We start from the raw sequence: 25,341 nt of genomic DNA, 5'->3' as shown, positions 1-25,341 counted from the left end.
ATCAGCAACGTAAACCTGCTCGTAAGAAATGCTGCCCTATCCGCCAGCAACCCCAAGCCTGGGGTCAGTTTTTTTCGGGGATAGAATGAAGATCATCGCTGTGTCGCTCGTCGCGTTGCTTGCCGCGACGCCCGCCCTTGCTCAAGAAGCGCCGGCTGCGGCGCCGGTCGGCGCGCGCGTCGAAGTTCGTGTCGGCTGGGATCGCCCGGTCACCACCCTCGAACTGTTCGACGACACCGTCACCTACAAGGATAGCGCGGGCAAGAGCGGCGTGAGCTACGGCGGCGAAGTCGGCTATGACGTGATGGTCGGCGGGTTCGGCACCATCGGCGCCTACGCGGGCATCGACGGCTCGTCGGTCAGGGATTGCGTCAGCTACACGACGGCCGAGCGCTTCTGCATCAAGGCCGGCCGCAACATCACGGCAGGCGTCCGCGTCGGCCACATGATCAGCGCCACCGCTCTGCTCTATGCCAAGGCCGGCTATTCAAACGGCAGCACGACGCTGACGGACCGTGACTTGGATGCGCCGGAAAATGATCTCCGCGAAAAGCTGACGCGGGATGGTTTCCATCTTGGTGCCGGTGTGGAGATGGGCCTGTCGCAGAACGTTTATGGCAAGCTCGAATATGTCTACACCAACTACAACGGCTTTGAAGCCACCGACGCCAAGCTGGACGCCGACCGCCACCAGGTGGTCGCCGGCGTCGGCGTTCGTTTCTAGGCTGCCGATGCCGGCGCGCGGCGACGCTTAGGCTCTCCGCGCGTCCTCCGACGCGGTCGCCGCCTGTCGCGCCGGCGATCAGGCCGTCGGCAGGGTCGCCTCGAACGCGGTGAGCCCGGGGCGCGATGTCGCCAGCACCAGATTGCCGCCATGCGCGCGCAGGATCTGGCGGGCAAGCGACAAGCCGACGCCGGTGCCCTCGGCCTTGGTGGTGAAGAACGGGCGGAAAATGTCGTGTTCGTCGGTCGTGGCGATGCCGGGGCCGTTGTCACCCAGGGTGATCAGCGTGCGACCGACCTGCGCGGTAACCGACAGCGCAATGCGGGGATCACCGGTGTCGCTCAAGACCTCCGCCGCATTCTGCAGCACCGCCCAGCAGGCCGCGGTCAGCTGATCCGGATCGGCCAGCAGATGCGTCGGCGCCTGCTCGGTATCGATGCTCATCTCGATGGCAGGCCAGCGGGTCGCGAACAGCATCGCGAGGTCGCCGGTGAGCTGCGCGACTGCGAGCCGCTGCAAGGTGGGGGGCGGCAGCCGGGCGAGTGATCGGTAGCTGTCGCCGAAGCGGTGGAGGCTCGCCGCGCGCCGCGCGACCGTCTCGATCGCCTCGCGGATCCGTGGCAGCGCCGGCTGTGGATCGTCGAGCATCGCCACCGCGGTGTCAGCCAGCGAGGCGATCGGGGTGAGCGCGTTGACGATCTCGTGGCTCAGCACCTGGACGAGATCGCGGAGCGCGCTCGCCTCCGCCGCCTTCAACTCGGCATCGATGTCGATCAGCGCGCCGATCCGCATCATCCGCCCCGCCAGCGCGAGATCGCCGGTGGCGAGCGCGAAGCTGCGCGGATCGCCGGCATCCTCAAGGTCGATCGTGGTGGTGCGGCCGGGGCGGGTATCCGCGAGCGCGGCGAGCAGTGCCGCCGGTGGCGCGGGCACCAGATCGCTCGCGCCGAGCAACCGACGCGCGGCGCGGTTGACGACGCGCAGCCGCCCGTCGTCCAGCGCGACCAGCGGCGCCGGCGAGAGATCGAGATAGGCGGTCAGGCGCCGGCGTTCCTCGTCATCGGGGACGACCGGTGGCGGCGCAGGCGGTGGCGCCGGCACCGGCACCGGCGGGCCACGATCGACTAGATCGATCGCGGCGGTCCAGATCGCAACCAGCGCCGCGAGCAGCGCGGTCGCGAACAACCCGTGCGCCGCCGCCAGGGCGACGACTCCGCCGGCCAGGGCGAGGAGGAGTGCATGGGCGATCGGGCGGGCGCGGCTAGAGCCCATAGCGCGCCATCCGCCGGTACAGCGCCGCGCGGGTCAGGCCGAGCTCGGCCGCGGCGCGGCTGACGTTGAACGCATGGCGCTGCAGCGCCCCGGTAACCAGCGCCTCCTCGTTGCGCGCGAGCGACAGCTCGGGCGGCGCTGGCGGTGCGGCGCCAGGTGCGACTGCGGCGATCTCGCCGCCGAGCAGCACCGCGCGTTCGGCGGCCTGGCGCAGCCCGCGGATATTGTCGGCCCAGTCGCCCCGCGCCATCGCCGCTAAAGCGTCCTCCGCAAGCGGCTGGGGCGGCCTGCCGTGGCGGTGCGCAAACACCGCGAGGAAGTGCCGCGCCAGCAGCAAGGCGTCGCCGTCGCGCGCGGCGAGTGGCGGCAGGTCGATCTCGATCGTGTTGAGGCGGTAGAGCAGATCCTCGCCGACGCTGGCCCGCAAGCCCGCCCGGTCGAGCCGGGTGGTGGCGATGACGCGGAGCCCCTCGATCCGTTGCGCCAGCTCGCCGTGCAGCGCGCGGGGCAGGCGATCGACATGGTCGATGACCAGCGACCCGCCCACGGCCGCGGCGATCCGCGCGGCGATCGTCGCCGCATCGGCCGGTCCGGCGTCGAGCGTCACCAACGGGCCGTCAGCATGCCCCGATCCCTCATGGATCAGCCGCGCGACCAGGCTCTTGCCGGTGCCGCTCGGCCCGGCGACGAGCACCGGTGCCTCGGACGGCGCGATCCGCGCGACCAGGTCGCGGACGCGTGCCATTGCAACGCTGTCCCCGAGCAATACCGCGTCGGCGACCGGCGGGGCAGTGGCGGCATCAAGCTTGGCGCGGCGCAAGGCGATGCCGCGCTCGACCGTGGCGAGCAGGCGCTCGTTGTGCCAGGGCTTGATCACGAAATCGGTCGCGCCGCTGCGCATCGCCTGCACCGCGACGGCGATGCCGCTGTGCCCGGTGACGACGATCACCACCGCATGGCGGTCCGCGGCGATCAGCCGGTCGAGCATCGCGAAACCTTCCTCGCCGCTGGTCCGCCCACGCGCGAAGTTGAGGTCGAGCAGGATGACGTCGGCGGGCGTCACCGCCAGCGCGATCCAGGCCGCCGCCGGGTCGGCGGCGGTGGCCACCGTCATCGCGTGGCGTTCGAGCAGCAGTCGCGCCGCCTTGGCGATGTCCGCATCGTCATCGATAACGAGGATGCGGGGTGATTCGGTTGACATGGGCGAGGATAGTGTTCGGAAACGGACAGTCCGTACAGTCGGGCCGGATGAATCCCGCTAGCTGGAGACAAAGCTTCGTTGCTTCAGTGACTTAGGCCGGTGCGGCTTGGTGGGGTACAGTGTCCGCATGACGCAGACGACCCATGCCGGTACCGGCGCCGCGATGGACCGGCGCATCGAGCGGCCGCACGCCAAGCGGCGGCGGCTGATCGTGCGTGTGGCGATCGGCGCCGCCATCGTCCTCGTCGCGCTGCTCGGCTGGTGGCTGATGCCGGGGGCTAACGCGCTGACGGTGGAGGCCGCGGCGGTTCGCACCGGGGTGGTGACTCGCGCGCCGTTCCGCGACTTCGTGCCGCTGCGAGCAGAGGTGGCGCCGTTGCGCACCGTGTTCGTCACCGCGATCTCCGGCGGCCAGGTCGCCGCACTGACCGCCACCGACGGCGCGATGGTCGCCGCCGGCGCGCCGATCGCGCGCCTGTCCAACCCCTCGCTCGAGCTCGAGGTTGCCAGTCGCTCTGCCGATATCGCCGGCCAGCTGAGCGCGATCAGCGGCCAGCGGTTGTCCGTCCAGAACACCCGGCAGGACGGTGCGCGCGATCTCGCCGATGCCCGCAACGCGCTGTCAAAGGCGCAGACGCTGTTGGCGCAGAAGCAGGTGCTGTTCGACAAGGGCATCATCACGCGTGCCGCGATCGATCCGGTACGCGGCGATGTGGTGTATCAGCGCGACCGTGTCGCGGCGCTGGTGCGCGGTACCAGCGAGGCGGGCGTGACGCTCGCCGACCAATCCTCCGGCATCGCCGCCACGGCGCAACAGCTGCGCGAAAGCCTGGCGATGGTCCGTGCCAGCCTGTCGGCGCTGGTGCTGCGCGCGCCGGTCGGCGGCCGGCTTACCGCCTTTACGTTGCAGCCCGGCCAGATGCTCAAGAGCGGCGATCCGGTCGGCCAGATCGATTCCGAGGGTCAGTGGAAGCTGACCGCCGACGTCGATCAATTCTACCTCGGCCGGGTCCGCACCGGCCTTGCCGCGATCGCCGACCTCGACGGGCGCAGCTATCCGATGACGGTGCTGAAGGTGCTGCCGCAGGTGACCGAGGGCCGCTTCCGCGTCGAGCTCGGCTTTCGCGGCAACCCGCCGGCGGGGCTCAACCGGGGCCAGACGCTCGACGTCCGGCTCGTGCTCGGCGCGGACCGACCGGCGATCGTCGCGCCGTCCGGCGGCTGGCTCGACGCCGGCGGCACCACCGCGTTCGTGCTCGACGGCGATGCCAAGGCGGTGCGCCGCGCGATCGTCACCGCGCGGCGCAATCCCGATCAGGTCGAGATCGTTTCCGGCCTCGCCCCCGGCGAGCGGATCGTGACCACCGCGCTCACCACCTACGCGCCCTTCCAGACCCTCCTCCTCCGATAGGACAAGCCCATGATCCAGCTCCAGGACGTCAGCCGCACCTATGCTTCCGACGAGATCGAGACCACGGCGCTCGGCGGTATCGAGCTCGCCGTCGAGGCAGGCGAGTTCGTCGCGATCATGGGGCCGTCGGGCTGCGGCAAATCGACCTTGCTCAACATCATCGGCACCATCGATCGGCCGAGCGGCGGGCGCTACATGTTCGAAGGCGCCGATATCGCGCGGGCACCGGAGTCCGATCTCGCCAGGCTGCGCCGCGACCGGCTCGGCTTCGTGTTCCAGAGCTTCAACCTGATCGACGAGCTGACGATCGCCGAGAATGTCGCGCTGGGGCTCGCCTATTGCGCGATGCCGGCGCGCGAGAAGAAGGAGCGGGTCGCCGCGGCAATGGACCGCGTCGGCATCGCGCACCGCCAGCGTCATCATCCCCACCAGCTGTCGGGCGGGCAGCAGCAGCGCGCGGCGATCGCGCGCGCGATCGTCGGCGAACCGCGGCTGATCCTCGCCGACGAGCCGACCGGCAACCTCGATACCGAAAATGGGGCGCAAGTGATGGACATCCTCGGCCAGCTCAATGCCGAGGGCGCGACGATCGTGATGGTCACGCACTCGCCCTCGCATGCCGACATCGCCAAGCGCACGGTGCACATGCTCGACGGGCGCATCCTGTCATCCGCATTGCGGGCCGCGTGACATGCTGACGTCGCTCTATCGATCGTTGTCGCACCACCGCCTGTTCGCCGCGCTCAACATTGGCGGGCTCGCGCTGGGAATCGCGACCTTTCTCGTCCTGTTCCTGTTCGTGCAGTTCGAGACCGGCTTCGACCGCGTCCTGCCCGGGCAGGACCGCTTGTGGGTGGTGCAGGAACGCTATGTGATGCCGGGCTATCCGGCCTCGACCAACCCCTACACGATGGGCGACGAGCTGAGCCTGCTGCGCGCCGATTACCCGCAACTGGTCGGCGCGCGCTACATGGCCGCGAACGCGATCGTCCGGCAGGGCGCGCAGGCGACCGCCGAGGAACTCGGCACGGTCGACAAGAACTTCTTCGACCTGATGCGCTTTCCGGCGATCGAGGGCGATCCGCGTGCGACCCTCGCCGACCCCAACGGCCTGGTCGTCACCCAGGCCGCGGCGCGCAAATATTTCGGCAGCCAGTCGGCGATCGGGCAGACGCTGCAGCTGTCGATCGACGGCAAGGTCTATCCCTATCGGGTCGGCGCGGTGCTGCGCGACATGCCGGACAATGTCACCTTCAAGGACGAGCTGTTCGCGCAGACCAGCCAGGCGCGGTTCGGCAACGAATGGTGGGATCATTGGGGCAGCACGTCGCTGACGACGTTGTTGCGCTTCCCGGACGCCGCCGCGGCGAGCGCGTTCGAGGCGCAACTGCCAAGCTTCCTCGATCGCCACGCCTATGCCGGCGACAACATCAAGAAGGGCGAGTATTTCCAATCGCTGCGGGCGCTGACCGCGATGCATCTCTACAGCCCGGGCGATCGCGCGATCGTCACCACGCTGGGGCTCGTCGGGCTGCTGACGCTGCTGATCGCGATCGTCAACTATGTGAACCTGGCGACCGCGCGTGCCGGCCTGCGCGCGCGCGAAGTTGCCATGCGCAAGGTGCTCGGCGGCACACGGCGGGCGCTGATCCGCCAGTTCCTCGGCGAGGCGCTGGCGACGGTGGCGGTGGCGGCGCTGATCGGGCTGGCGCTGGCGGAGATCGCGCTGCCTTTCATCAACACGCTCGGCGGCACCACGCTGGCGATCCATTACCTCGGCGCCGACGGCATCGTCCTGCCGCTGGTCGGCTTGGTCGTGGGGATCGCGCTGGTCGCCGGCCTCTATCCCGCCTTCGTGCTGTCGGGCTTCCGCCCGGCGGCGGTGCTCGCCTCGACACGCGCGCCGGGCGGCGGCCGCGCCGGCGCGCGGCTGCGCAGCCTGCTGGTGATCACCCAGTTCGCGATCGCGATCGCCTTTGCGATCGGCACCGCGACGATGCTCAGCCAGACCGCGCATCTGCGCGCCGCCGATCTGGGCTTTCGTCGCGAGGGGCTGATGATCGTCCGCTCGATGATGGCGGGCGGGATCGACGCGCCGCAACGGGCGTCGATCCTGCGCGCGATGGCGGCGCTGCCGGATGTCACCGGGGTCACGATCGCCAACAATGCGCCGGGTGACCAGAGCACCACCAATTTCTCAGGGTACAGTCGCCCCGGCACCCCTGACCAAAAGACATCGGTGATGGAGGTCGGCACCGGGCGCGATTATTTCCGCGTCTATGGCGCGCGACTGATCGCCGGGCGGCTGTTCGACGCCGCGCATGCCGACGATCGTGGGCTGCTGACGCTCGAGCAGCGCGAGCGCACCGGCCCCAACATCGTCATCAACCGCACCGCGGTGACCGCGCTCGGCTTCGCCTCGCCGGCAGCGGCGCTGGGGCAGACGATCAGCGATGGCCTGCTGCCGTCGACGATCATCGGCGTGGTCGACGACGTTCGCTTCCGCAGCCCGCGCGATCCGGTCGATCCGGTGGCCTATACCTACAACACGATCGACATCATCTCGCCTTATGCGGCGGTGCGCTATGCCGGGCACGATCCTAAGGCGATGGTGACCGCGATGGAGGCTGCCTGGAAGCGGGTCGTCCCCGGCGTTCCCTTCGAGGCGCGCTCGGTCGAGGACAATCTGTTCGAACGCTATTACAAGGCGGATGCGCAGCGATCCCGCTTGTTCACGATCGGCGCGGTGCTGGCGGTGGTGATCGGCTGCATCGGCCTCTATGGCCTCGCCGCGTTCGACACCGCACGGCGTGTGAAGGAGATCGGCATCCGCAAGACGATCGGCGCCTCCACTGGGGAGGTGCTGCGGCTGCTGATCGGGCAATTCATGCGCCCGGTGCTGCTCGCCAACCTGCTCGCCTGGCCGCTCGCCTATGTCGCGATGCGGCGCTGGCTCGCCGGCTTCGACGACCGGATCGCGCTGTCGCCGCTGTTCTTCGTCGGCGCGACCTTGGTCGCGATGCTGATCGCCGCTGTAACGGTGTTCGCCCAGGCCTGGCGGGTCGCCCGCGCCGAGCCCGCCCGCGCGCTGCGCCACGAATAGGGGCGCTGCGATGTCCTCGGCCTGGCTGACCCTGTATCGCTCGCTGACCCGCCACCGGCTGTACGCGATCCTCAACATCGGCGGGCTCGCGCTCGGGATCGCGGTGTTCCTGGTGTTGTTGCTCTTCGTCCGCTTCGAACGCAGCTATGATCGTTGGCTGCCGGGGGTCGAGCGATTGTACCTCGTCGAGCAGACCTTTCACTTCGCCAACGTTCCCGAAACGCCGGTGGTCGCGACGATGGCGGCGCTGCTCGAGCAGTTGCGCGAGGAAGAACCCGGCCTTCGCGGCACCCGCATCTGGTCGATGGGGGCCAATGTCAGGCATGGCGCGGGCGCTACCGCCGAGAAACTCGCACTGGTCGATCCCAGCTTCTTTGCCCTGTTCCGCTATCGCTTCCTTGCCGGAGACCCTCGGTCGGCGCTCGCCGATCCCGACGGCATCGTGCTCGGCCGGGCGGCTGCCGAGCGCTATTTCGCGCCGGGCCGGGCGCTCGGATCCACCATGACGCTGGTGATCGACGGCAAGACCTACAGCTACCGCGTCACCGGAGTCGTTGCCGATGCGCCGGTCAACACCAGCATCGCGATGACGATGATGGCGCCGCTGGTGGCAACGAGGTTCAGGACATGGGCCTATGATCACTGGGGCAGCGGGCAGGTCTTCACCGTTCTCCAGCTGCCGGATACCACGGCAGCCCAGCTGCTCCAGCGACGCCTGCCCGGATTCGTCGCGCGCCGCGCCCGCCGCGACATGGGCGACGATGCCGCGGCGAAGCTGACGCTGACGCTGCTGCCGCTGACCGATCTGCATCTCGCCCTGCCCAGCGACCGGCAGTTGATTGCCACATTGGAGATCGCCGGGCTGCTCACCCTCGTGATCGCCATCGTCAATTACGTTAATCTGTCCACCGCCCAGGCAGGGTTGCGGGCGCGGGAGGTGGCGCTGCGCAAGATAGTGGGCGCCACCCAGCCGATGCTGGTGAGCCAATTCCTGGCCGAGGCGATGGCGATGGCGATGGTTGCCTTGCTGGTGGGGCTCGCGTTGGCCGAGATGGCGCTCCCCTGGATCAATGCGGCGAGCGGCGCCACGATCCGCCTCGTCTATGTCGGTGTGGGCAGCGTGATGCCGGGGGCGATCCTGCTCGCCGCCGCGGTCGGTCTGCTTGCAGGGTGGGCACCGGCGTTGCTGCTGTCGCGGTTCCAACCCGCGGCGGTGCTCGCGTCCGTTCGGGCGCCTGGCGGCGGCCGGGCGGGGCGGCGGGCGCGGCAGGTGCTCGTTGTTGGCCAATTCACTATCACCATCGCGCTCGCGATCAGCACCGCAGTGCTCGTCGGCCAGGCGGAGCATCTGCGTCGGTCGGATCTCGGCTTCGTCCGCGACGGGCTGATGCTGATCCCGAGCTTTGCCGACCCCGGGCTCGACCCTACGCAGCGAGACCGGTTGCGCGCGGTACTCGGCGCGCTGCCGGGGGTGAAGGGGATCACACGCTCCAGTGAAGCACCCGCCGAACAGCGCGCGCTCAACATTTCGGTGATCGGCCGGCCGGGCGCGATCGTGCAGCCGGGGGCCGTTGGCAAGCTGCCCACGGTTCACATCGTCTCGGTCGCTCCCGATTTCTTTGCGGTCTACCGTGCCAAGCTGCTCGCCGGGCGGTTGTTCGACGATCGCCATGCTACAGATGCAATCGACGATACCGACTTTCGCACGCTTACCGCGGCTGAGCATGGCGTGGTGGTCACCAGCCTCGCCGCGACGCGGCTGGGTTTCGCGACGCCTGATCAGGCGATCGGCCAGCGCGTCCAGATCGGTTTCGATACCGCACTCCGCATCATCGGAGTTATTGGCGACATTCGCTTCGGCTCCCCGCGCGAGCCGATGCCGGGGAGTGTCTATCTCTACTATCCGCATGGCCCGGCAACTCAGATTGCCGCGCTCCGCTATGCCGACGCCGATCCGCGCGTGCTCCTCGCTGCTGCGGAATCCGCCTGGCGGCAGGTGGCCCCTGCTGTGCCGTTCGACGCCCAAACCGCCGCGGCGCAACTCGACGACGCCTTCTACATTACCGACATGCGGCGGGCGCGGCTGTTCACCACCGCCGCCGGGCTGGCGATGATCATCGGCTGCATCGGCCTTTATGGCCTTGCGGCGTTCGACACCGCACGGCGTGTGAAGGAGATCGGCATCCGCAAGACGATCGGCGCCTCCACCGCGGAGGTGCTGCGGCTGCTGATCGGGCAATTCATGCGCCCGGTGCTGCTCGCCAACCTCGTCGCCTGGCCGCTCGCTTATGTCGCGATGCGGCGCTGGCTCGCCGGCTTCGACGACCGAATCGCGCTGTCGCCGCTGTTCTTCGTCGGCGCCACGTTGGTCGCGATGCTGATCGCCGCCGCAACGGTGTTCGGCCAGGCTTGGCGGGTCGCCCGCGCCGAGCCAGCCCGCGCGCTGCGCCACGAATAGAAGGTATGTCGCCCGTCTCGGTTGCTACGGGGTCTCGGCGGCGACGACCTGTTCGATAAGGACCAGCACGTCGTCGATCAGCGCCCGCATCGCGCGGCTTGCGCCATCGGCGTCGCCGGCGACGATGGCGTCGTGGACCAGGGCATGATCGCCGACGCTGGCGGTGCGGCCGGCGATGCGGTTGGTGAAGCGGATCGAGGTGCGAAGAGCAGTGGACACCATGTCGCGGAATTGGATGAAGAAGGGGTTGTTCGAGGCGCGGAGCACGGCGACGTGGAAGGCGATGTCTGCATCGAGCGGCTCGTCGAATCCACGTTCGGCCTCGCGCATCCGGTGCAGCCCGGCGGCGATCGCCTCGCGCTGCTCGGGGGTGGCGCGCGCCGCGGCAAGCGCGGCGGCCTGCGGTTCCACGCCGATGCGCAATTCGTTGAAGCGGCGCAGCAGGATGATCGACGATTGGCGCTCGAGCAGCCAGCGCAGCACGTCGGTGTCGAACAGATTCCAGGCTTCTTCGGGGCGGACGAAGGTGCCCTGCTTGGGCCGCGCGCCGAGCAGCCCCTTGGCCCCGAGCATCTTCACCGCCTCGCGCGTCACCGAGCGGCTGACACCGTGCTGCTTGACGATCTCTGCCTCGGTGGGGAAGGGCTTCTCGCGATAGTCGCCGACGATGATCGCGCGGCCCAGCACTTCCTGCAGCCCATAGGTCAAGTTGCGGCCGAGTTCATGGCGCACCATCGAGCCCTCCATCCCGCCATTGCTCGCCATTCGAAGCATCCTCATTGACCCTGGCTGTAAACGGCCTCGAGCGTAACCGAATGTTGCAGCATCCTGCCGCCGCGACAAGTACGATCGATCGTACCGTTATGGCTACTCATCAATGCTGCATTCGGCGCGCTTTCGACACTTCGGGCCAAAGCACCGGCGGTTGGCGCCAGCATTGGCCGGCGCCTCCCATAATGGCTACCGCCGCGCGCGAGCCCGCGCCGCCGGAAGCGTCGTCACCTCGCTCGGCACCACGCCCTTGGGCGCGGCGGCGAGGCGACGGATGAGGTCCGTCTCGGCGGTGCGATAGGGCGTGCCGTCGGCGTGGAAGATCTCGTGGAACCACACCGTCGGCTCGTCCATCGTATACGGCTTCTTCCAGCTGTCCCACGGCAGCCGCGTCTGCGTCTTGCCGTCGACGAAGCCCCAATTGATCATCGCGATGTTGAGCCGCTTGCCGATCGGCAGGATGGTGTCGAAGGTCGAGCCGTTGCCGCGGGCCATATATTCGGTGCAGATGATTGGCCGGCCATAGACGGTGAGCTGCTGCGCGCGCCGCGCGAACGTCTCGGGCCAGCTGTAATCGTGGAACGAGATGATGTCGGACTGGCCGAGCTGGAGCTTCTCCATCGGGCTGAGCTTGGACGCGGTCGCCCAGTCGTCGTGCCACCAGACGCCGCTGGTCAAGGGCTGCGAGGGATCAGCGTCGCGCGCCCAATCGAACGCCTGGGCGAGCATCGCACGCACCAGCGGCTCCTTGCCTTCCTGGCCCTGATATTGGTCGGCCGGGTTGTCCGGCTCGTTCCACACGTCCCAGCCGAGGATGCGTTGGTCGTCCTTGAACGCGCCGACCACGCCCTGGACATAGGCCTTATACGCCGGATAGCGGCTGCGGTCGCGCAGGCCGGGAAGGCCGGGACCCTGCACCCAGCCCGAATTGTGGACGCCGGGGATCGGCGGATGCTGCGGCCCAAGCTTGGGATCGGGATCCCAGCAGCTGTCGAACAGCACGAACAGCGGGCGGATGCCGTGCGCATGGGCGATGCGCAGGAACTCGTCGATGCGGTGCTTGAAGCCTTCGGGATCCTGCTGCCAGAGCTGGTCGTGGAGGAACACGCGCATCGTATTCATGCCGATACCCTGAGCGAGGCCGAGCTCATAATCGATCCGCTTGGGATCCCAGGTCGCCGCCTGCCACATCTCCATCTGGTTGATCGCGGAAGCGGGAGTGAAGTTGGCGCCGACCAGCCAGGGCTGGCGGGCATACCAGGCATTGGCCTCCGCCGCGCTCCAGCGGGTGCGGGCTTCGGCGGGGGCGGTGGCGAGCCCGCCGACAAGGGCGGCAGTGGCGAGCAGTCTCGCAAGGGCGGATGTCATGATGGCCTCTTTCGGTGATCAGTTGGCGGTGAATTTATAGACGATGACGTTGTGATAGGTCTGGCCGGGCTCGAGCCGTGCCGAGGGGAAACTCGGCTGGTTGGGCGCATCGGGGAACAGCTGCGGCTCCATGACGATGGCATCGCCCATCCGCAGCACCTGGGCATTCTTGCCGCGACTGGTGGCGTCAAAGAAGTTGCCCGAGTAGAATTGCAGCCCCGGCTGGTTCGACCAGAGCTCGAAGCTGCGGCCCGAGCCGGGATCGGAGACCTTGGCCATCAAATGCGTGTCCGCCGTCACCTTGGCGCCGATCACCCAATTATGATCATAGCCGCGCGCAAAGGCGATCTGCTGGTCGTGCGCGTCGCGCACCCGCTCGGCGATGACATGCGGCTGGCGGAAGTCGAACACCGTGCCCGCGACCGGCGCGAGCGTGCCGGTTGGGATCGAGCCGGCGTCGGTCGGCGTGTAGCGGTCGGCGGGGATGGTGACGACATGGCCCATCGCGCCATTGGCGCTGCCGGTGCCGGCGAGGTTCCAATAGGTATGGTTGGAGATGTTGACGACGGTCGCGCGATCGGTGGTGGCGCGATAATCGATGGTGAGATGGCCCTGCTCGTCGAGGCTGTAGGTAGCATAGGTGGTGAGCGTGCCCGGATAGCCCATGTCGCCGTCGGGGCTGACGTAGCGCAGCGTCACCGAAGCGGCGGCGCCGTTCTTCACCTCGGTGATCTCCCACAGCACCTTGTCGAAGCCTTTGTTGCCGCCGTGCAGCGCGTTGGCGCCATCGTTGACCGGGGTCTGATAGGCCTTGCCGTCGAGGGTGAAGCGCCCCCTGGCGATGCGATTGGCGACGCGGCCGACGGTGGCGCCGAAATATTGCGGCTTGGCGAGGAAGTCGGCGAGGTGATCGTAGCCGACGACGATGTCGGCGGCCTTGCCGGTGCGGTCGGGCAGCATCAGCGACTGGAGTGACGCCCCGTAGGCGATCACCGTCGCCGACACGCCATGGCCGTTGCTCAAGGTGACCGCCGGAACGGCGCGACCATCGGGCAGGGTGCCGAAGCTCGAGCGCTGAGCGGTGGCGGCGAGCGCGGGGCTGGCCGCGGTAAGGGCCATGCTGGCCGCGCCGAGCAGCGCGGCGATGAACGTGGGCGACATTGTTCTTTCCTATCCTTGAACTGTTATCGTTGTTGGCGCGGGCAATGCCGGCCTGCCGTTGCCGCTAGTGCGGCTTGGGCAAAGCAACACCGGCCGCCACCGGCGGCCCGATCACCGGCATGCCGTCGCGACTCCACCCGACCGGCTGGATGCGCGGCGATCGCTGCGACGAGCATTTCATGCCTGATCGCGCGTTGGCATGGTAGACGATCCAGGTCTTGCCCGACGGCGCAGTAAAGAAGGCATTGTGGCCGGGCGCGAACACCTGTGTCGCCTCGGATGTCGCGAGCACCGGCGTGGCGCTTTTCACCCACGCGGCGGCGGCGCGCGGGTCGCTACCCGGCGCGGCATGGAGCAGGCCGAGGGCATAGCCGTCCGACCAGCAGGCGCTCGCCGAATAGGACAGGAACAGGTCGCCCTTGGGTCCGAGCAGGAATTCGGGGCCTTCCAGGATCTGCCGGCCGCCCTGTTTTTCCCAGTCCCGGTCGGGTCGGGCGATGATCGTCTCCGGGCCGGTCAGCGTCACGGGATCGCTCATCGCGACGATTGCCAGATCGCTCTCGTCACCGACATAAGGCGAGTAGACGAAGTAGCGTTGCCCCCGATACGCGAAGGTCGTGCCATCGATGCCGTGGTGCGCCGTCGCCAGTCGGCCGCGATCGATCCACGTGCCGGTGGTAGGATCCGCCGCGGCATTTTCGAGCACGAAGATGCCGCGATGCGCGTCGTCGTCATGGCCGGTCTCGGCGGCGGTGTAATAGATGTACCAGCGGCCCTCGATGCGGTGAAGCTCGGGCGCCCAGATCGACAGGCCGTTCGGCGCCGGAGAATGGGGCCGCCAGATCACATGATGCTCGGCATGGGCGAGATCGGTGACGTCGCGCGTCTTCCAAATCTCGAGTCCGTCGCCGGTGGTGTGCATATGGTAATAGTCGGCACCGTCGCGGACGATCCACGGGTCCGCGCCCGAGGGCAGCAACGGATTGCGGAAGCTCGCCGCCGGTTGCCCGGGCCCGGCCGATATGGCGGCGGAGCACGACAGGATCACGGCGCCCAGCAGCAGCGCCACCCCTCGGCTAGCGCGCATGCGGCACCTCTGCGGCGTCGGTGGCGTGGCCATCAGGGAAGGCAGCCAGCAACGCATCATATTGCCGGCGGCTGATCTCGATCATCGACCCATGGCGCAGGTCTGGCGGCATCGTATAGCGATCCCATTCGGGCACGCCGGTGTTGCCGGACACCTGATACCACGGGCCGCTCAGCCGCGGCGCCTTGGACAGGCCGTAGCTCGTGCCGGCATATTGCTCATAATAGAGCAGCCAGTTCCGGTCATCGGGCGCGCGGATCAGTGTCGGCGCCTCTCGGAAATTGGGGCTGAGCGGCGGGCCGGGCAGTGGATAGGGGCCGAGCAGGGTCGGCGCGCAGCTGATCCGGATCGTCTTGCCGGTGATCCATTGCGCGGACGGGTAGCGCTCGTCCTTGATGATCGCGCAATAGCCGGTGCCGGTGTCGTTCGGGCGGACCACGGTATCGATCGTCGCCATGTCCCAGCTAAACAGGCGCTTCGGCGGCGCGGCGAAGGTCTTCAGGTCCTTCGACAGCACGTAGAGGGTGCGCTGGCTGGTCCAATAGGCTTCCGGATCGGAGGCCGAGCCGGGCACGCTCGGCGTGTGCCAGCTGAGCATGAACTGGCCCGATCGCGTGTCGAAGAACAGCTTGGGCGCGCCGATCCGCGGCAATGCGTGCGGATAACCCGGCACCGCGGCGAGATCCGGCCGGTAGGTGCCATAGGGCGTCCAGCGGATCAGGTCGGTCGATGTCCAGAAGCGGATCAGCGGATCGTCGTCGCTCTTGTTGCCGACCAGAAAATAGCGGGCGTCGGCACTGCGCGCGATCGAGGCATGGCCGTGGTAATCGGCGGATACCGGGTTGCCGCCGTTGATCCGCTGCCAATGCAACCCGTCAAGGCTGACGGAATAGTAAAGCACGCCATAATGTGCCTTGGTCATGTGCGCGAACAGATAGGCTTTGGTGGAATCGACATAGGGCGTTTCCGGCGCGCCGGGCGGTACTGCCTGGATCGTGCGCGGTTGCTGCGCGGAGCCGGCGGCACCGATAGTGGCAACGACGATCGTCACCATCCGCAGCGCTGCGGCGGCCGCTGATGCCAGCCTCATTGTTCGGCCTCTCCAACCGTTATCGTTGGCCTTAGCGACGATATGTGGGCATTCTTGTCAAGATTTATATTACTTAACCGCAGCGCGTGGCGGGTCGTGTGACGGTCTGCAGCGATCACCTTGGGTGAGCTCGCATCATGGCCGAGTCGGACATGAAAAATTGTACATCAGCAACAAATCGGTAGATTTCGCGCAATCGTCAGATAAATAGCATCAAGCTCTTCGGGGCGACCTTATGAAGCCGCTCTCCTGAGGCGGCGCAGGGGAGGATGACATGAACAAGCGGCCTCTACTCGGTTCCACCGCGAGCGTGATCGCGCTCCTGACCACCGTTCCGGCTTACGCCCAGGCAGCGGACGCTGCCGCTCAGGCGCAGGGCAGCCAGAGCGGGCAGTCGGGCAACAGCAGCAACGCCATCCCCTCGGACAACACGCCGCAGGCGCAGGACAACCAGACCGCGGGCGCCGCGGCAGGCGACGACATTGTCGTCACCGGTATCCGCCAGAGCCTCGCCGAGGCGGCGCAGATCAAGCGCAACGCCGATCAGGTCGTCGATTCGATCGTCGCGCAGGATATCGGCAAGTTCCCCGATCCGACCGTTGCCGCCGCGCTCCAGCGCGTGCCCGGCGTTCAGGTGGTGGTCGGCGACAATAACGAGATCACCAATCCGCTCATCCGTGGGCTCGGCGACATCCTGACCACGCTGAACGGCCGCGAAGTGTTTACCGGCGCGGGCCGCGGCTTCTCCTTCCAGGATCTGCCGGCCGAGGCGCTGGCGGGGGCCGACGTGTACAAGTCGAACAGCGCCAATCTGCTGGAGGGTGGCGTCGCCGGCGTGATCGACCTGAAGCTGCACCGTCCGTTCGACTTCAAGGGGCTGACGATCGCCGGCGCCGTTCGCAACAGCTTCTCGACTAACCTCCAGCAGGCGAATCCCACCGCCAACCTGCTCGTCTCCGATCGGTTCGACACCGGTATCGGCGAGATCGGCATTCTGGTGAATGCGTCCTATTCATCGACCAAGTTCGACCGTCCGGTCGCGTTCGACGATCTGCTGCGTTCGGGCAACCATGGCCCGGGCGGCGCCACGGGCGGTGCGGCCGGAGCGCTTCTCCCGACCGGCGTCGGCGGGCTCAACCAGTTCGGCAAGTACAAGCGGCCCGAAGTCAACATCGCGCTGCAATGGCAGGCCTCGCCCGATCTGCAGTTCTATGCCGATGGCATCTATGATGGCTACCGCAACCGTTCGTCGACCGCGTTCATCATCAACGACGCCTTCTCGGGCTCCTCGATCTCCAACGTCGTGCTCGGCAGCAGCTGCAACGACTATAAGGTCGGCGGTGACGGCTTCACCAGTGCGACGGGCGCGATCGAGCACCTGTGCAACGCGTCGTCGTACACGTCGACCAATGCCGTGGGGTTCACCAGCAACCAGGCGCATGACCAGCGCACCAACGACTATATTGCCGGCGGCGGGTTCAAATACGATCACGACCGCTTCCACCTGAAGACCGACGTCTCCTACCAGCAGTCGACCTATTACTCGAAGACCTTCATCATCGACGTCGGCAAGCGCCTGCCCGAGCTCGACATCACGACCAACGATGCCGGCGGCGTCAACTTCAACGTACCCGGCAACCCGCTTGGCCAGTCGGCGGGTTTCATGTTCACCAACGGCCTCGATGACGATCGCCTGAAATCGGAAGGCAGCCTGTTCGCGACCCAGATCGACGGCAGCTACGACGTCGGCGGCCTGCTGAAGAGCATCCAGGTCGGCGGCCGTATCGCCGACCGCAAAGGCGAATACCAGGAAGTCATCGTCAACCCGGCCGCGCCGGGCGGCGCCTATGCGACGCCAGTTGCGGGCCAGGGCTTGCCTGACAACTTCTTCCAGGCGGTGCCCGGTGTGCCCCGCATCTATGGCGGTGCGCCGTTCCTGATCCCGAGCACGGACGCCTTGCTCGATCCCGCGGTCGAGGATCAGCTCCGCACGCTGTTCGGCATTCCCACTGGCGACCAGCCCTACGATCCGACCCGCAGCTTCAGCGCGCATGAGAAGACCTATGCGGGTTATGTCCAGGGCAAATACGAGGTTCCGATCTCGGGCCCGATCAAGCTCGATGGCCTCGTCGGCGTGCGCTTCACCAAAAGCGATCGCACGATCAGTGGCACCGGCACGATCATCGTCGCGACACCCACCGCCGACGATCCGGGCCACACCACGTCGGTGCTCAACCCGCTGACGCGATCGACGAGCGACACCGACTGGCTGCCCAATGCGAGCGCGCGTCTGAGCTTCGGTGGCGGCCTGCAGGCGCGCGCCAGCTACGCCAAGGTCCTGTCGCGGCCCGACTTCGGGTCGCTCAACCCTGGGCTCAACTATGCCCTGTCGACCAACGCCAACATCCAGGCAGGCGGCTCGGCCGGCAATCCGGATCTGGCGCCGGAAAAAGCAGACGAATATGATGCCACGCTCGAATATTATTTCGGCCGCAGCAACTATCTGTCGGTCGGCATCTACAAGAAGAACATTACCGGGCGTGTCATCACCGAAGCTGATGCAGAATTGATCAATGGGATCAGCTACCAGATCTCGCGCCCTCGCAACTTGGGCTCGGCCGAGCTCAAGGGGCTCGAGGCGAGCGGCCAGTTCTTCTTCGACTTCCTGCCCGGCGCGCTGTCGGGGATCGGCACCTTCGCCAACTACACGATCGCTGACAGCAAGGTGACTGCCAAGGAGGATTCGCTGTACGGACAGCCGCTGATCGGTGTGTCCAAGTACAACTACAATGTCGGCCTGATCTACGAGAAATACGGCCTGTCCGCGCGTGCGGCCTATTCGTACCGCTCGCATTACTATGACGGCGATCTGACCTCGTCGGTCAACCTGCGCCCGACGGACACCAGCGTTTTCCTCAACGGCGTGCGGGCGAGCGGACGTCTCGATTTCAGCGTCAACTATGACGTGACTCCGCATCTGACGCTGACGGTGGACGGCACCAACGTCACTCGCGCGAAATATGAGAGCTATTACGGTAGCACGTTGAACCCGCACGACATCCGGTTCGACGACAGCACCTACTCGATCGGGGCGCGGGTGCGTTTCTGATGCATCGGCCGCGGAAGGAGCCTGGCTTCTTCCGCGGCTTGCCGACGGACAAGGCATCGCCGCATGGCAGCGTGCGTCACGCGGATAGCATCGAGCTAGAGATTGAGGCCGAAACGGGGCCCGATCCACGTCAGCGCCCCATATAGCGCGACCGTCAGGCAGCAGCCGATGGCCAGTGATACCCAGAAGCCCGCGCCATGCCGCAACAGTGCCGCCATGACCGGGAACATCGGCAGCGATGGCAGCACGTACCAGAAGGTGGCGCCGGCATGGGCGGCCATGTTCTCGGCATCCGGCCTGTCGTGCCACAGCCACAGCATGCCGAGCACCGATACCAGCGGAAGGGATGCAACCAGCGCGCCGACGCCGGGATAGCGCCGCGCCAGCGTCGAGGCGATGGCGATCAGCACACCCGAGATCAGGCTCTTGATGGCCAGGTAAAGCATGGTGTCGTCTTAGCCCCTGCCAGCCGTTGCGCTAGGCGCATCATCTGGCTGGCAGGCGTCAAGGTACGTCAGGCCGGGCACGACTTCCCGTCATAGCCGCTGCGGCGCAGGATCAACTCGGGATCGTTCCAGTCGATGATGTCGCGGATGGCCTGATGCTTGTCGACGGCCCGGTCGTAATAGCATTGCCAGATCTGCATGCCGATCCAATAGCCCACTTCATAGGGCCAGCCCTCGGGGGCGGTCTGGTAATTCGATACCCAACGCCGCCGGGCTTGTCCCGCGAGGTTGGGGTCCAGCCGGTTGGCCGCCGGCCCTGTCGTCACCATGTCCTTGCCGAATTGCGTCCAGAGCGCGGCTTGGCGCTGAGCCGCCCAGGTCGCCCGGTCGGGTTCGGGCACTTCGCCGGTGGCGAGCAGGGCGATGAAGTCGGCAGCGCCCTCGGTGAGCACATCGGCCAGCAGTGGCGCCTTGCCGCGCCCACTCGGATCATGCTGGAAGGTGTGAAAGGTCTCATGCGCGAAGAACCGGCGAAGGGTGGAGCGAAACGCCTTTGGCGTCTCAGCGGTCGTGTCGCAGAGCACTTCCATCCCCAGCACCTGCGCCATCGGGCCTGCCGTGCCGCCGGAGGTGTTGGCGCCGAACAGCACGTAGATCTGCGGCAGTTTCTGGTCGGGCAGCAGGCCGTGCAACGCGAGATAGATCGCCCTCAGATCGGCGTCGTAGCGACGTACCTGCGGCAGGCATTGCTTGATGGCATGATCGTAGCTTGCCGGATTGCGGGCGACCACTGCGGCTAGATGAGCAGCATCCAGGATTCGGTCGGGCGTGAACACCGACACCGCATAGCTGCCAGGGTCGATATATGCCTGCTGGAGTTGGGCGGCAGTCGGCTTACCCCCGGTGGCGGCATAGAGACGCGCGAACCGCTCTGCGTCCTCCATGTGGATGGTCGCCGTGAGCGGATCGGCTGCCGCCGGGATCGCCTTGTCCGCAGCCCGTGCCGAGGGCGCCATCAGCAATGCCAAGGCTATAGCGGGGCAAATTCCGGCTGCACGCGTCATGACGCGACGAGCAACGATCCAGCGGCGCATGATTCCCCTATGGCAACGAGCGCACGATCATAGCCGGCCAGGCGCGCTGCGCAATCCGGCGGGCCGAACGCTTTAAGATCATGGTACAATTACCGCAACCGCCGTTGACGGCCTTATGTAATCATTGGGGACAAACGACGTCCGTCCCGTCACGTCGATCTCGTTTATCCTTCTCCAATAATGACATAGCCAGCGGCGACTTCCCTAACTTCGTGCAATGGAGCGCGCGCTAGCCAAGTTGCTCACACCAGCAGCGCCGGGCAATTGATTTTCTTCGCTGCACTTTGTCTTCAGACCTCGGCTCCTGCCGCCGCGATTACAGACAATGCCGAGGCGGGGGCGTACAGAACAAGCCCGCGCACGAGAAATGCCTCGACAGGCGACGCTGCAACGGGTCGCTGCGGCTGGGCCCGACGGCGTTCGCCGATGCGACTGATCCTTGTTTGCTGCGGGCACGGCAGCAGATATGATCTCAGCAGTTGAAGCGACCATTATCTCTCCTGATTCGTAGAGGTGGCAACATGCGGTGGATAACCAGCGGTGCACTTGTCGGCTCGATGCTTTGGTGCCTGCCAGTGGCAGCGAAGCGGCCCGACAATCTCTCTTGGGGCAAGGCGGGCGTGACGATGTCCGATTACGCACGGGACGCCGCCGAATGCAGCGAAACCTCGCGCTACGTGACGACGTACATCGCGCCCGAGAGGCTTAAGCAACTCGATGCGCTCAGCGCCGCGCAATTGCTCGATACGGTTATGCAGATCGGTAGCAGCAACTCGATGAACATCGTCGACGCGATCACCAAGCTGCGCTCGGCCGACGACATCGCGCGGCGAACGAACACCTTTGGCGCCAAATATGTGGCGGTGATTTCGTTGGACGTCAGGGATCAACTGCAGGCCGTCATCGATAAATGCCTGGTCGAGCGAGGCTATGTGCCGATCCAACTCACCAGCGATCAGGCTAGGGGGCTGCACAAGCTCAAGCGGCACAGCCCCGAGCGGACGGCGTACCTCCATGCCATCGATTCCGATGCCGCCGTGATCGCGGAGCAAATCGTCAGCCTCGATGGCAGGCAGGGCTGAACCGGGATAACTCGACAACCGGGCGGGAGCGGGGGCTCAGATCAGCTTGTCGAGTGTGATCGGCAGATCCCGCACCCGCGTGCCGGTCGCGTTGTAGATCGCATTGGCCACCGCCGCGGCGACGCCGGTGATGCCGATCTCGCCGATGCCGTGCGCGCCCATCGGCGTGTGCGGATCGGCGATGTCCGTCCACATCACATCGATGTCGGGGACGTCGAGGTGCACGGGAACGTGATATTCGGCAAGGCTCGGGTTCATGATCCGCCCGTTGCGCTCGTCGAACTGCGTCTCCTCCATCAGCGCCATGCCCAGCCCCATGATGATGCCGCCGCGGAACTGGCTGCGCGCTGTCGTCGGGTTGAGGATGCGGCCGCAATCGAACGAGCCGAGGAAGCGGCTGACCCGCGTCTCGCCGGTCACCGCATTGACGCGCACCTCGCAGAACAAGGCGCTGTGCGAGTGCATCGACCAGTGCATCAGCTCGAGCGGCGGCGAGGCCGCCTCAGTGACGGTGACGCTGCCGCGCTGGGCGCGGCTGAGGATCGAGGCATAGCTTTCGCGCCGCGCCGGCTCGTCGAGCTTGGCGAGGCCGCCATCCTCGCTGCCGACCTCGGCTGGCGACAGGCCGGCGAGCGGTGAATCATTGCCGGCGAGCTTGAGCAGCTCGGCGACCAGCGCATTGTGCGCGGCGATCACCGCGGCGCCGATCGCGGCGGTCTGCTGCGAGCCGCCAGCCATGATCGCCCCCGGGATCAATGAGTCGCCATAGCCGATCTCGACCTGGTCGAGCGACAGCCCGAGCCGTTCCGCCGCGACGATCGCGGTGGTGGTCGAGGTGCCCATGCCCATCTCGGCGGCGGCGACCTCGACCGTCGCGCGCACCCCGGGATTATCATGGGCGAGGGTGATCCGCGCCTGGGCACCTGGCATGCGGTAATAAGGATAGGTGCCCGTCGCGCAGCCGAGCCCGATCCGCCATTCGCCTTCTTGGCGGCTGCCCGGCGTGGCACTACGCTCGGCCCAGCCGAACCGCGCCGCGCCGCTGCGCCATGCCTCGTCGATGTGGCGCGACGAGAACGGCAGGCCGGAGGTCGGGTCCTTGTCGGGCTCGTTGAGGAGGCGCAGCTCCATCGGGTCGATGCCCAGCTCCGCCGCCAGCTCGTCGATCGCTGATTCGAGCGCAAAGGTGCCGACCGCCTCGCCCGGCGCGCGCATGAAGGTGTTGGCGAGCATGTTCATTTTCGCCACCTGCACCTGCAACCGGATTGCCGGGGAGGTATAAGCGGCGCGGGTGCCCATGATGAAGGGTTCGGGCATGTTGTTGTGCGGCGACATTACCGACAGGCCGGTGTGGATCAGCGCCTCGAAGCGACCGTCCGCCGCGGCCCCGATCGCGACCCGCTGTTCGGTAAGCGTACGACCGCCGACGATGCGATAGACGCCCTCGCGAGACAGGGTGATGCGCACCGGCCGGCCGGCGAGCTTCGCGGCGGCGGCGCCGATGATCTGGTGGTCCCACAGTCCCTTGCTGCCGAACCCGCCGCCGACATAGGGCGAGGTCAGATGCACTTGGCCGGGCTTGAGATCGAACACCTCGCCTATCGTTTGCGCCTGCGCCGTGACCATCTGGCTGGCGTCGTGGATCACTAATTCGCCATCCACCCAGGCGATGGTGGCGGCGTGCGGCTCGATCGGATTGTGGTTGTGGCGCGGCGTTCGGTAGAGATGATCTACCTTGTGCGGCGCAGCGGCGAGCGCTTCCTCGGCGTCGCCGATCTCGTTGAGCAGCGGTTGGCCCATGAACAGCCCCTGCTCGATGCCATTCGCCTTGGCGCCGGCGAGCGTGGTGGTCGAGGGCTCCGCGTCATAGGTGAAATGGAGCAGCGAGGCGGCATGATCGGCTTGCTCCTGCGTCTCGGCGAGCACTGCCGCGATCGGCTGGCCGTTCCAGTGGATCCGGTCATCCTGCAGGATAGGCAGGTCGGACGGGCCGACCGCGGTCGGCGACGAGCCGAACACGCCCGGCTTGTTCATCCGTGGTGCGTTGAGGTGCGTCATCACCAGCACGACGCCCGGCGCCGCCTCTGCCGCTGCGCTGTCGATCGCCGTGATCCGCCCGCGCGGGATCGTCGCATAAGCGAGCGCGGCATAGGCCATGTCGTCGAACCGGAACTCGGCCGAAAAGCGCGCCGCGCCCTTCACCTTGAGCGGTCCGTCGAGCCGCGACACCGGCGTGCCGATCAGCCCGTGCTTGTGGGTGATCAGCGGATCGGGCACGCCGCCGGGGATCCAGCTGTCGGGCGCGAGCGGCACCAATTTGGCCATGGCGCCCTGGACCAATCCTTGCGCCGCCTGCTTGGCCGTGTCGACGATGCTCATGCCGCCTCTCCCTTGGTCAATTCACCGAGCACCGCCGCAAGCGTGCGCGCCGCCAGCCTGGGCTTGAACGCATTGTCGCGCAGCGGTGCGGCCTCGGCGAACTCGGCCGCTGCCGCGTCGAGAAACGCCTGTTCGGTGGCAGGGCCGCCCCGCAGCGCCGCCTCGGCCTTGGCGGCGCGCCACGGCTTGTGAGCGACGCCACCGAGCGCGATGCGCACCTCCTTGATGCGGTCGCCGTCCATCGCCACCGCCGCGGCGACCGAGATCAGCGCAAAGGCGTAGCTCGCGCGATCACGCACCTTGCGATAGGCCGAATTGGTCGCGAACGGCAGCGGCGGCAGCTCGATCGCGGTGATCAGCTCGCCGGGCGCCAGCACCGTGTCCAGCTCCGGCTGGTCGCCGGGCAGGCGGTGCAGCGCGCCAAACGGCAGCGTCCGGGCGCCATTGTGTCCCTCGACGTGCACCACCGCATCAAGCGCGGTCAGCGCGACGCACATGTCGGACGGGTGGGTCGCGACGCAGGCCGGCGACGCGCCGAGCACCGCGTGAATGCGGTTGAACCCGTCGCGCGCATCGCAGCCCGAGCCCGGCGCCCGCTTGTTGCAGCGGGAGCCGTCGGTGTCGTAGAAGTAGGTGCAGCGGGTGCGCTGGAGAAGGTTGCCGCCAACCGTCGCCATGTTACGGATTTGCGCCGAAGCGCCGGCCAAAATGGCGCGCGACAGCAGGGGATAGCGGCTGCGCACCGCGCGATGCTCGGCAAGCGCAGTGTTGCGCACCGCCGCGCCGATCAGCAGACCGCCGTCGGCGGTATCGGCGATGGTGTCCGACAGGCCGGTGACGTCGACCAGCCGCTCGGGCCGCGCCACCGTCTCGCGCATCAGATCGACGAGGTTGGTGCCGCCACCGAGATAGGCGGTTGCGCCGGCAGCGCCGACCGCGCCGAGCCGAAGCGCCTCCGCGGCATCGCCGGCACGCGCGTAATCGAACGGGGTCATGCCGCCATCTCCGCCGCCACCGTCGCGTTGATCGCATCGATGATCCCGTTGTGTGCGCCGCAGCGGCACAGATTGCCGCTCATCCGCTCCTGCACCTCCTCGCGGGTGAGCGCGACATCGGCGGTGAGATCGGCGCTGACATGGCTCGGCACGCCGCGCTTCGCCTCCGCAGCCATGCCGATCGCCGAGCAGATCTGCCCCGGCGTGCAATAACCACACTGGAATCCGTCATGCTCGATGAACGCCGCCTGCAGCGGGTGGAGCCCATCGGCGCCGGCGAGGCCCTCCACCGTGGTGATCGCGCGGCCGTCATATTGCACCGCGAGCGCGAGGCAGGAGAGGATGCGCTCGCCATCGACGAGGACGGTGCAGGCGCCGCAGGCACCCTGGTTGCATCCCTTCTTGGTGCCCGACAGATGCAGCGTTTCGCGCAGCAGATCGAGCAGCGACACCCGCGGATCGGGCGGCACCGATACCGCTGTCCCATTGATCATGAGCGACATCGCAATCTCCGTCTTGCTGTGGGCATGCTGATCATACTGCCGAACTGGCGGTTTGTGCAGGGGAGGAACGCATCATCGCGTCGATGG

Annotated in this window: 19 protein-coding genes; 7 read left to right on the top strand and 12 right to left on the bottom strand. The window is 67.1% G+C overall.

What is annotated here, in order from left to right; all coding sequences use genetic code 11:
- Positions 1-28 precede the first annotated feature (28 nt).
- The gene (locus OXR60_RS04100) at positions 29-724 is read left to right on the top strand and encodes a porin family protein (protein WP_267394329.1); all 696 of its coding nucleotides are present in this window, start codon (positions 29-31) and stop codon (positions 722-724) included.
- Between the two features lie 78 nt (positions 725-802).
- On the opposite strand, the gene OXR60_RS04095 is transcribed toward OXR60_RS04100, so the two are convergent.
- Positions 803-1,996: an ATP-binding protein gene (locus OXR60_RS04095; protein ID WP_267394327.1), complete on the bottom strand. Its 1,194-nt coding sequence runs from the start codon at positions 1,994-1,996 to the stop codon at positions 803-805.
- A complete protein-coding gene (locus OXR60_RS04090; RefSeq protein WP_267394325.1) occupies positions 1,986-3,197 on the bottom strand; it encodes a response regulator in 1,212 nt (403 codons plus the stop codon). The genes OXR60_RS04095 and OXR60_RS04090 overlap by 11 nt, the downstream gene beginning before the upstream one ends.
- A 127-nt stretch (positions 3,198-3,324) precedes the next feature.
- Here OXR60_RS04090 and OXR60_RS04085 point away from each other — a divergent pair, with 127 nt between their 5' ends.
- Genes OXR60_RS04085 through OXR60_RS04070 form a run of 4 tightly spaced genes read left to right on the top strand, consistent with a single transcriptional unit; the run spans position 3,325 to position 10,169 of the window.
- A complete protein-coding gene (locus tag OXR60_RS04085) occupies positions 3,325-4,608 on the top strand; it encodes an HlyD family efflux transporter periplasmic adaptor subunit (protein ID WP_267394323.1) in 1,284 nt (427 codons plus the stop codon).
- A gap of 9 nt (positions 4,609-4,617) precedes the next feature.
- The gene (locus OXR60_RS04080) at positions 4,618-5,298 is read left to right on the top strand and encodes an ABC transporter ATP-binding protein (protein ID WP_267394321.1); all 681 of its coding nucleotides are present in this window, start codon (positions 4,618-4,620) and stop codon (positions 5,296-5,298) included.
- Position 5,299: 1 nt separating this feature from the next.
- A complete protein-coding gene (locus OXR60_RS04075; protein ID WP_267394319.1) occupies positions 5,300-7,711 on the top strand; it encodes an ABC transporter permease in 2,412 nt (803 codons plus the stop codon).
- Between the two features lie 10 nt (positions 7,712-7,721).
- Positions 7,722-10,169 (top strand): ABC transporter permease, encoded by a 2,448-nt coding sequence (locus OXR60_RS04070; protein WP_267394316.1) that lies wholly within the window; start codon positions 7,722-7,724, stop codon positions 10,167-10,169.
- A gap of 24 nt (positions 10,170-10,193) precedes the next feature.
- Here OXR60_RS04070 and OXR60_RS04065 read toward each other — a convergent pair whose 3' ends face one another.
- The 5 genes from OXR60_RS04065 to OXR60_RS04045 form a co-directional block, all read right to left on the bottom strand.
- Entirely contained in the window at positions 10,194-10,934 is a 741-nt protein-coding gene (locus OXR60_RS04065) for a FadR/GntR family transcriptional regulator (RefSeq protein WP_267394314.1), read from the bottom strand.
- Between the two features lie 195 nt (positions 10,935-11,129).
- Positions 11,130-12,308, bottom strand: a complete 1,179-nt coding sequence (locus tag OXR60_RS04060; protein ID WP_267394312.1) for a cellulase family glycosylhydrolase — start codon at positions 12,306-12,308, stop codon at positions 11,130-11,132.
- 18 nt (positions 12,309-12,326) lie between these two features.
- Positions 12,327-13,469, bottom strand: coding sequence for an aldose epimerase family protein (locus OXR60_RS04055; protein WP_267394310.1), 1,143 nt, complete (start codon positions 13,467-13,469; stop codon positions 12,327-12,329).
- 64 nt (positions 13,470-13,533) lie between these two features.
- Positions 13,534-14,556 (bottom strand): glycoside hydrolase family 43 protein, encoded by a 1,023-nt coding sequence (locus tag OXR60_RS04050; RefSeq protein ID WP_267394309.1) that lies wholly within the window; start codon positions 14,554-14,556, stop codon positions 13,534-13,536.
- A complete protein-coding gene (locus OXR60_RS04045; RefSeq protein WP_267394307.1) occupies positions 14,546-15,646 on the bottom strand; it encodes a glycosyl hydrolase family 43 in 1,101 nt (366 codons plus the stop codon). Before OXR60_RS04045 ends, OXR60_RS04050 begins: the two co-directional genes overlap by 11 nt.
- Before the next feature lie 274 nt (positions 15,647-15,920).
- Here OXR60_RS04045 and OXR60_RS04040 point away from each other — a divergent pair, with 274 nt between their 5' ends.
- Positions 15,921-18,755, top strand: a complete 2,835-nt coding sequence (locus tag OXR60_RS04040) for a TonB-dependent receptor (protein ID WP_267394304.1) — start codon at positions 15,921-15,923, stop codon at positions 18,753-18,755.
- 95 nt (positions 18,756-18,850) lie between these two features.
- Here OXR60_RS04040 and OXR60_RS04035 read toward each other — a convergent pair whose 3' ends face one another.
- Positions 18,851-19,201: a DUF3147 family protein gene (locus tag OXR60_RS04035; protein ID WP_267394302.1), complete on the bottom strand. Its 351-nt coding sequence runs from the start codon at positions 19,199-19,201 to the stop codon at positions 18,851-18,853.
- A gap of 68 nt (positions 19,202-19,269) precedes the next feature.
- The gene (locus OXR60_RS04030) at positions 19,270-20,217 is read right to left on the bottom strand and encodes a hypothetical protein (protein WP_267394386.1); all 948 of its coding nucleotides are present in this window, start codon (positions 20,215-20,217) and stop codon (positions 19,270-19,272) included.
- Positions 20,218-20,774: 557 nt separating this feature from the next.
- On the opposite strand from OXR60_RS04030, the gene OXR60_RS04025 reads away from it, so the two are divergent.
- A complete protein-coding gene (locus tag OXR60_RS04025; protein WP_267394300.1) occupies positions 20,775-21,377 on the top strand; it encodes a hypothetical protein in 603 nt (200 codons plus the stop codon).
- Positions 21,378-21,413: 36 nt separating this feature from the next.
- On the opposite strand, the gene OXR60_RS04020 is transcribed toward OXR60_RS04025, so the two are convergent.
- From OXR60_RS04020 to OXR60_RS04010, 3 genes are read right to left on the bottom strand one after another with little or no spacing between them, the layout of a single operon-like run.
- Entirely contained in the window at positions 21,414-23,756 is a 2,343-nt protein-coding gene (locus OXR60_RS04020) for a xanthine dehydrogenase family protein molybdopterin-binding subunit (protein WP_267394298.1), read from the bottom strand.
- A complete protein-coding gene (locus OXR60_RS04015) occupies positions 23,753-24,751 on the bottom strand; it encodes a xanthine dehydrogenase family protein subunit M (protein WP_267394296.1) in 999 nt (332 codons plus the stop codon). Before OXR60_RS04015 ends, OXR60_RS04020 begins: the two co-directional genes overlap by 4 nt.
- The gene (locus tag OXR60_RS04010; protein WP_267394295.1) at positions 24,748-25,254 is read right to left on the bottom strand and encodes a 2Fe-2S iron-sulfur cluster-binding protein; all 507 of its coding nucleotides are present in this window, start codon (positions 25,252-25,254) and stop codon (positions 24,748-24,750) included. The genes OXR60_RS04015 and OXR60_RS04010 overlap by 4 nt, the downstream gene beginning before the upstream one ends.
- Positions 25,255-25,341: the final 87 nt, after the last annotated feature.

This window comes from Sphingomonas sp. GC_Shp_5 (assembly GCF_026540855.1).
In the GTDB taxonomy this organism is placed as follows: domain Bacteria; phylum Pseudomonadota; class Alphaproteobacteria; order Sphingomonadales; family Sphingomonadaceae; genus Sphingomonas.
This window is presented reverse-complemented; position numbering and strand designations above follow the sequence as displayed.

Bases quoted from the DNA above. Each gene is read 5' to 3' on its own strand.
- OXR60_RS04100 (WP_267394329.1), top strand. From the start codon at position 29: ATGCTGCCCTATCCGCCAGCAACCCCAAGCCTGGGGTCAGTTTTTTTC.
- OXR60_RS04095 (WP_267394327.1), bottom strand. From the start codon at position 1,996: ATGGGCTCTAGCCGCGCCCGCCCGATCGCCCATGCACTCCTCCTCGCC.
- OXR60_RS04090 (WP_267394325.1), bottom strand. From the start codon at position 3,197: ATGTCAACCGAATCACCCCGCATCCTCGTTATCGATGACGATGCGGAC.
- OXR60_RS04085 (WP_267394323.1), top strand. From the start codon at position 3,325: ATGACGCAGACGACCCATGCCGGTACCGGCGCCGCGATGGACCGGCGC.
- OXR60_RS04080 (WP_267394321.1), top strand. From the start codon at position 4,618: ATGATCCAGCTCCAGGACGTCAGCCGCACCTATGCTTCCGACGAGATC.
- OXR60_RS04075 (WP_267394319.1), top strand. From the start codon at position 5,300: ATGCTGACGTCGCTCTATCGATCGTTGTCGCACCACCGCCTGTTCGCC.
- OXR60_RS04070 (WP_267394316.1), top strand. From the start codon at position 7,722: ATGTCCTCGGCCTGGCTGACCCTGTATCGCTCGCTGACCCGCCACCGG.
- OXR60_RS04065 (WP_267394314.1), bottom strand. From the start codon at position 10,934: ATGGCGAGCAATGGCGGGATGGAGGGCTCGATGGTGCGCCATGAACTC.
- OXR60_RS04060 (WP_267394312.1), bottom strand. From the start codon at position 12,308: ATGACATCCGCCCTTGCGAGACTGCTCGCCACTGCCGCCCTTGTCGGC.
- OXR60_RS04055 (WP_267394310.1), bottom strand. From the start codon at position 13,469: ATGTCGCCCACGTTCATCGCCGCGCTGCTCGGCGCGGCCAGCATGGCC.
- OXR60_RS04050 (WP_267394309.1), bottom strand. From the start codon at position 14,556: ATGCGCGCTAGCCGAGGGGTGGCGCTGCTGCTGGGCGCCGTGATCCTG.
- OXR60_RS04045 (WP_267394307.1), bottom strand. From the start codon at position 15,646: ATGAGGCTGGCATCAGCGGCCGCCGCAGCGCTGCGGATGGTGACGATC.
- OXR60_RS04040 (WP_267394304.1), top strand. From the start codon at position 15,921: ATGAACAAGCGGCCTCTACTCGGTTCCACCGCGAGCGTGATCGCGCTC.
- OXR60_RS04035 (WP_267394302.1), bottom strand. From the start codon at position 19,201: ATGCTTTACCTGGCCATCAAGAGCCTGATCTCGGGTGTGCTGATCGCC.
- OXR60_RS04030 (WP_267394386.1), bottom strand. From the start codon at position 20,217: ATGGCGCCCTCGGCACGGGCTGCGGACAAGGCGATCCCGGCGGCAGCC.
- OXR60_RS04020 (WP_267394298.1), bottom strand. From the start codon at position 23,756: ATGAGCATCGTCGACACGGCCAAGCAGGCGGCGCAAGGATTGGTCCAG.
- OXR60_RS04015 (WP_267394296.1), bottom strand. From the start codon at position 24,751: ATGACCCCGTTCGATTACGCGCGTGCCGGCGATGCCGCGGAGGCGCTT.
- OXR60_RS04010 (WP_267394295.1), bottom strand. From the start codon at position 25,254: ATGTCGCTCATGATCAATGGGACAGCGGTATCGGTGCCGCCCGATCCG.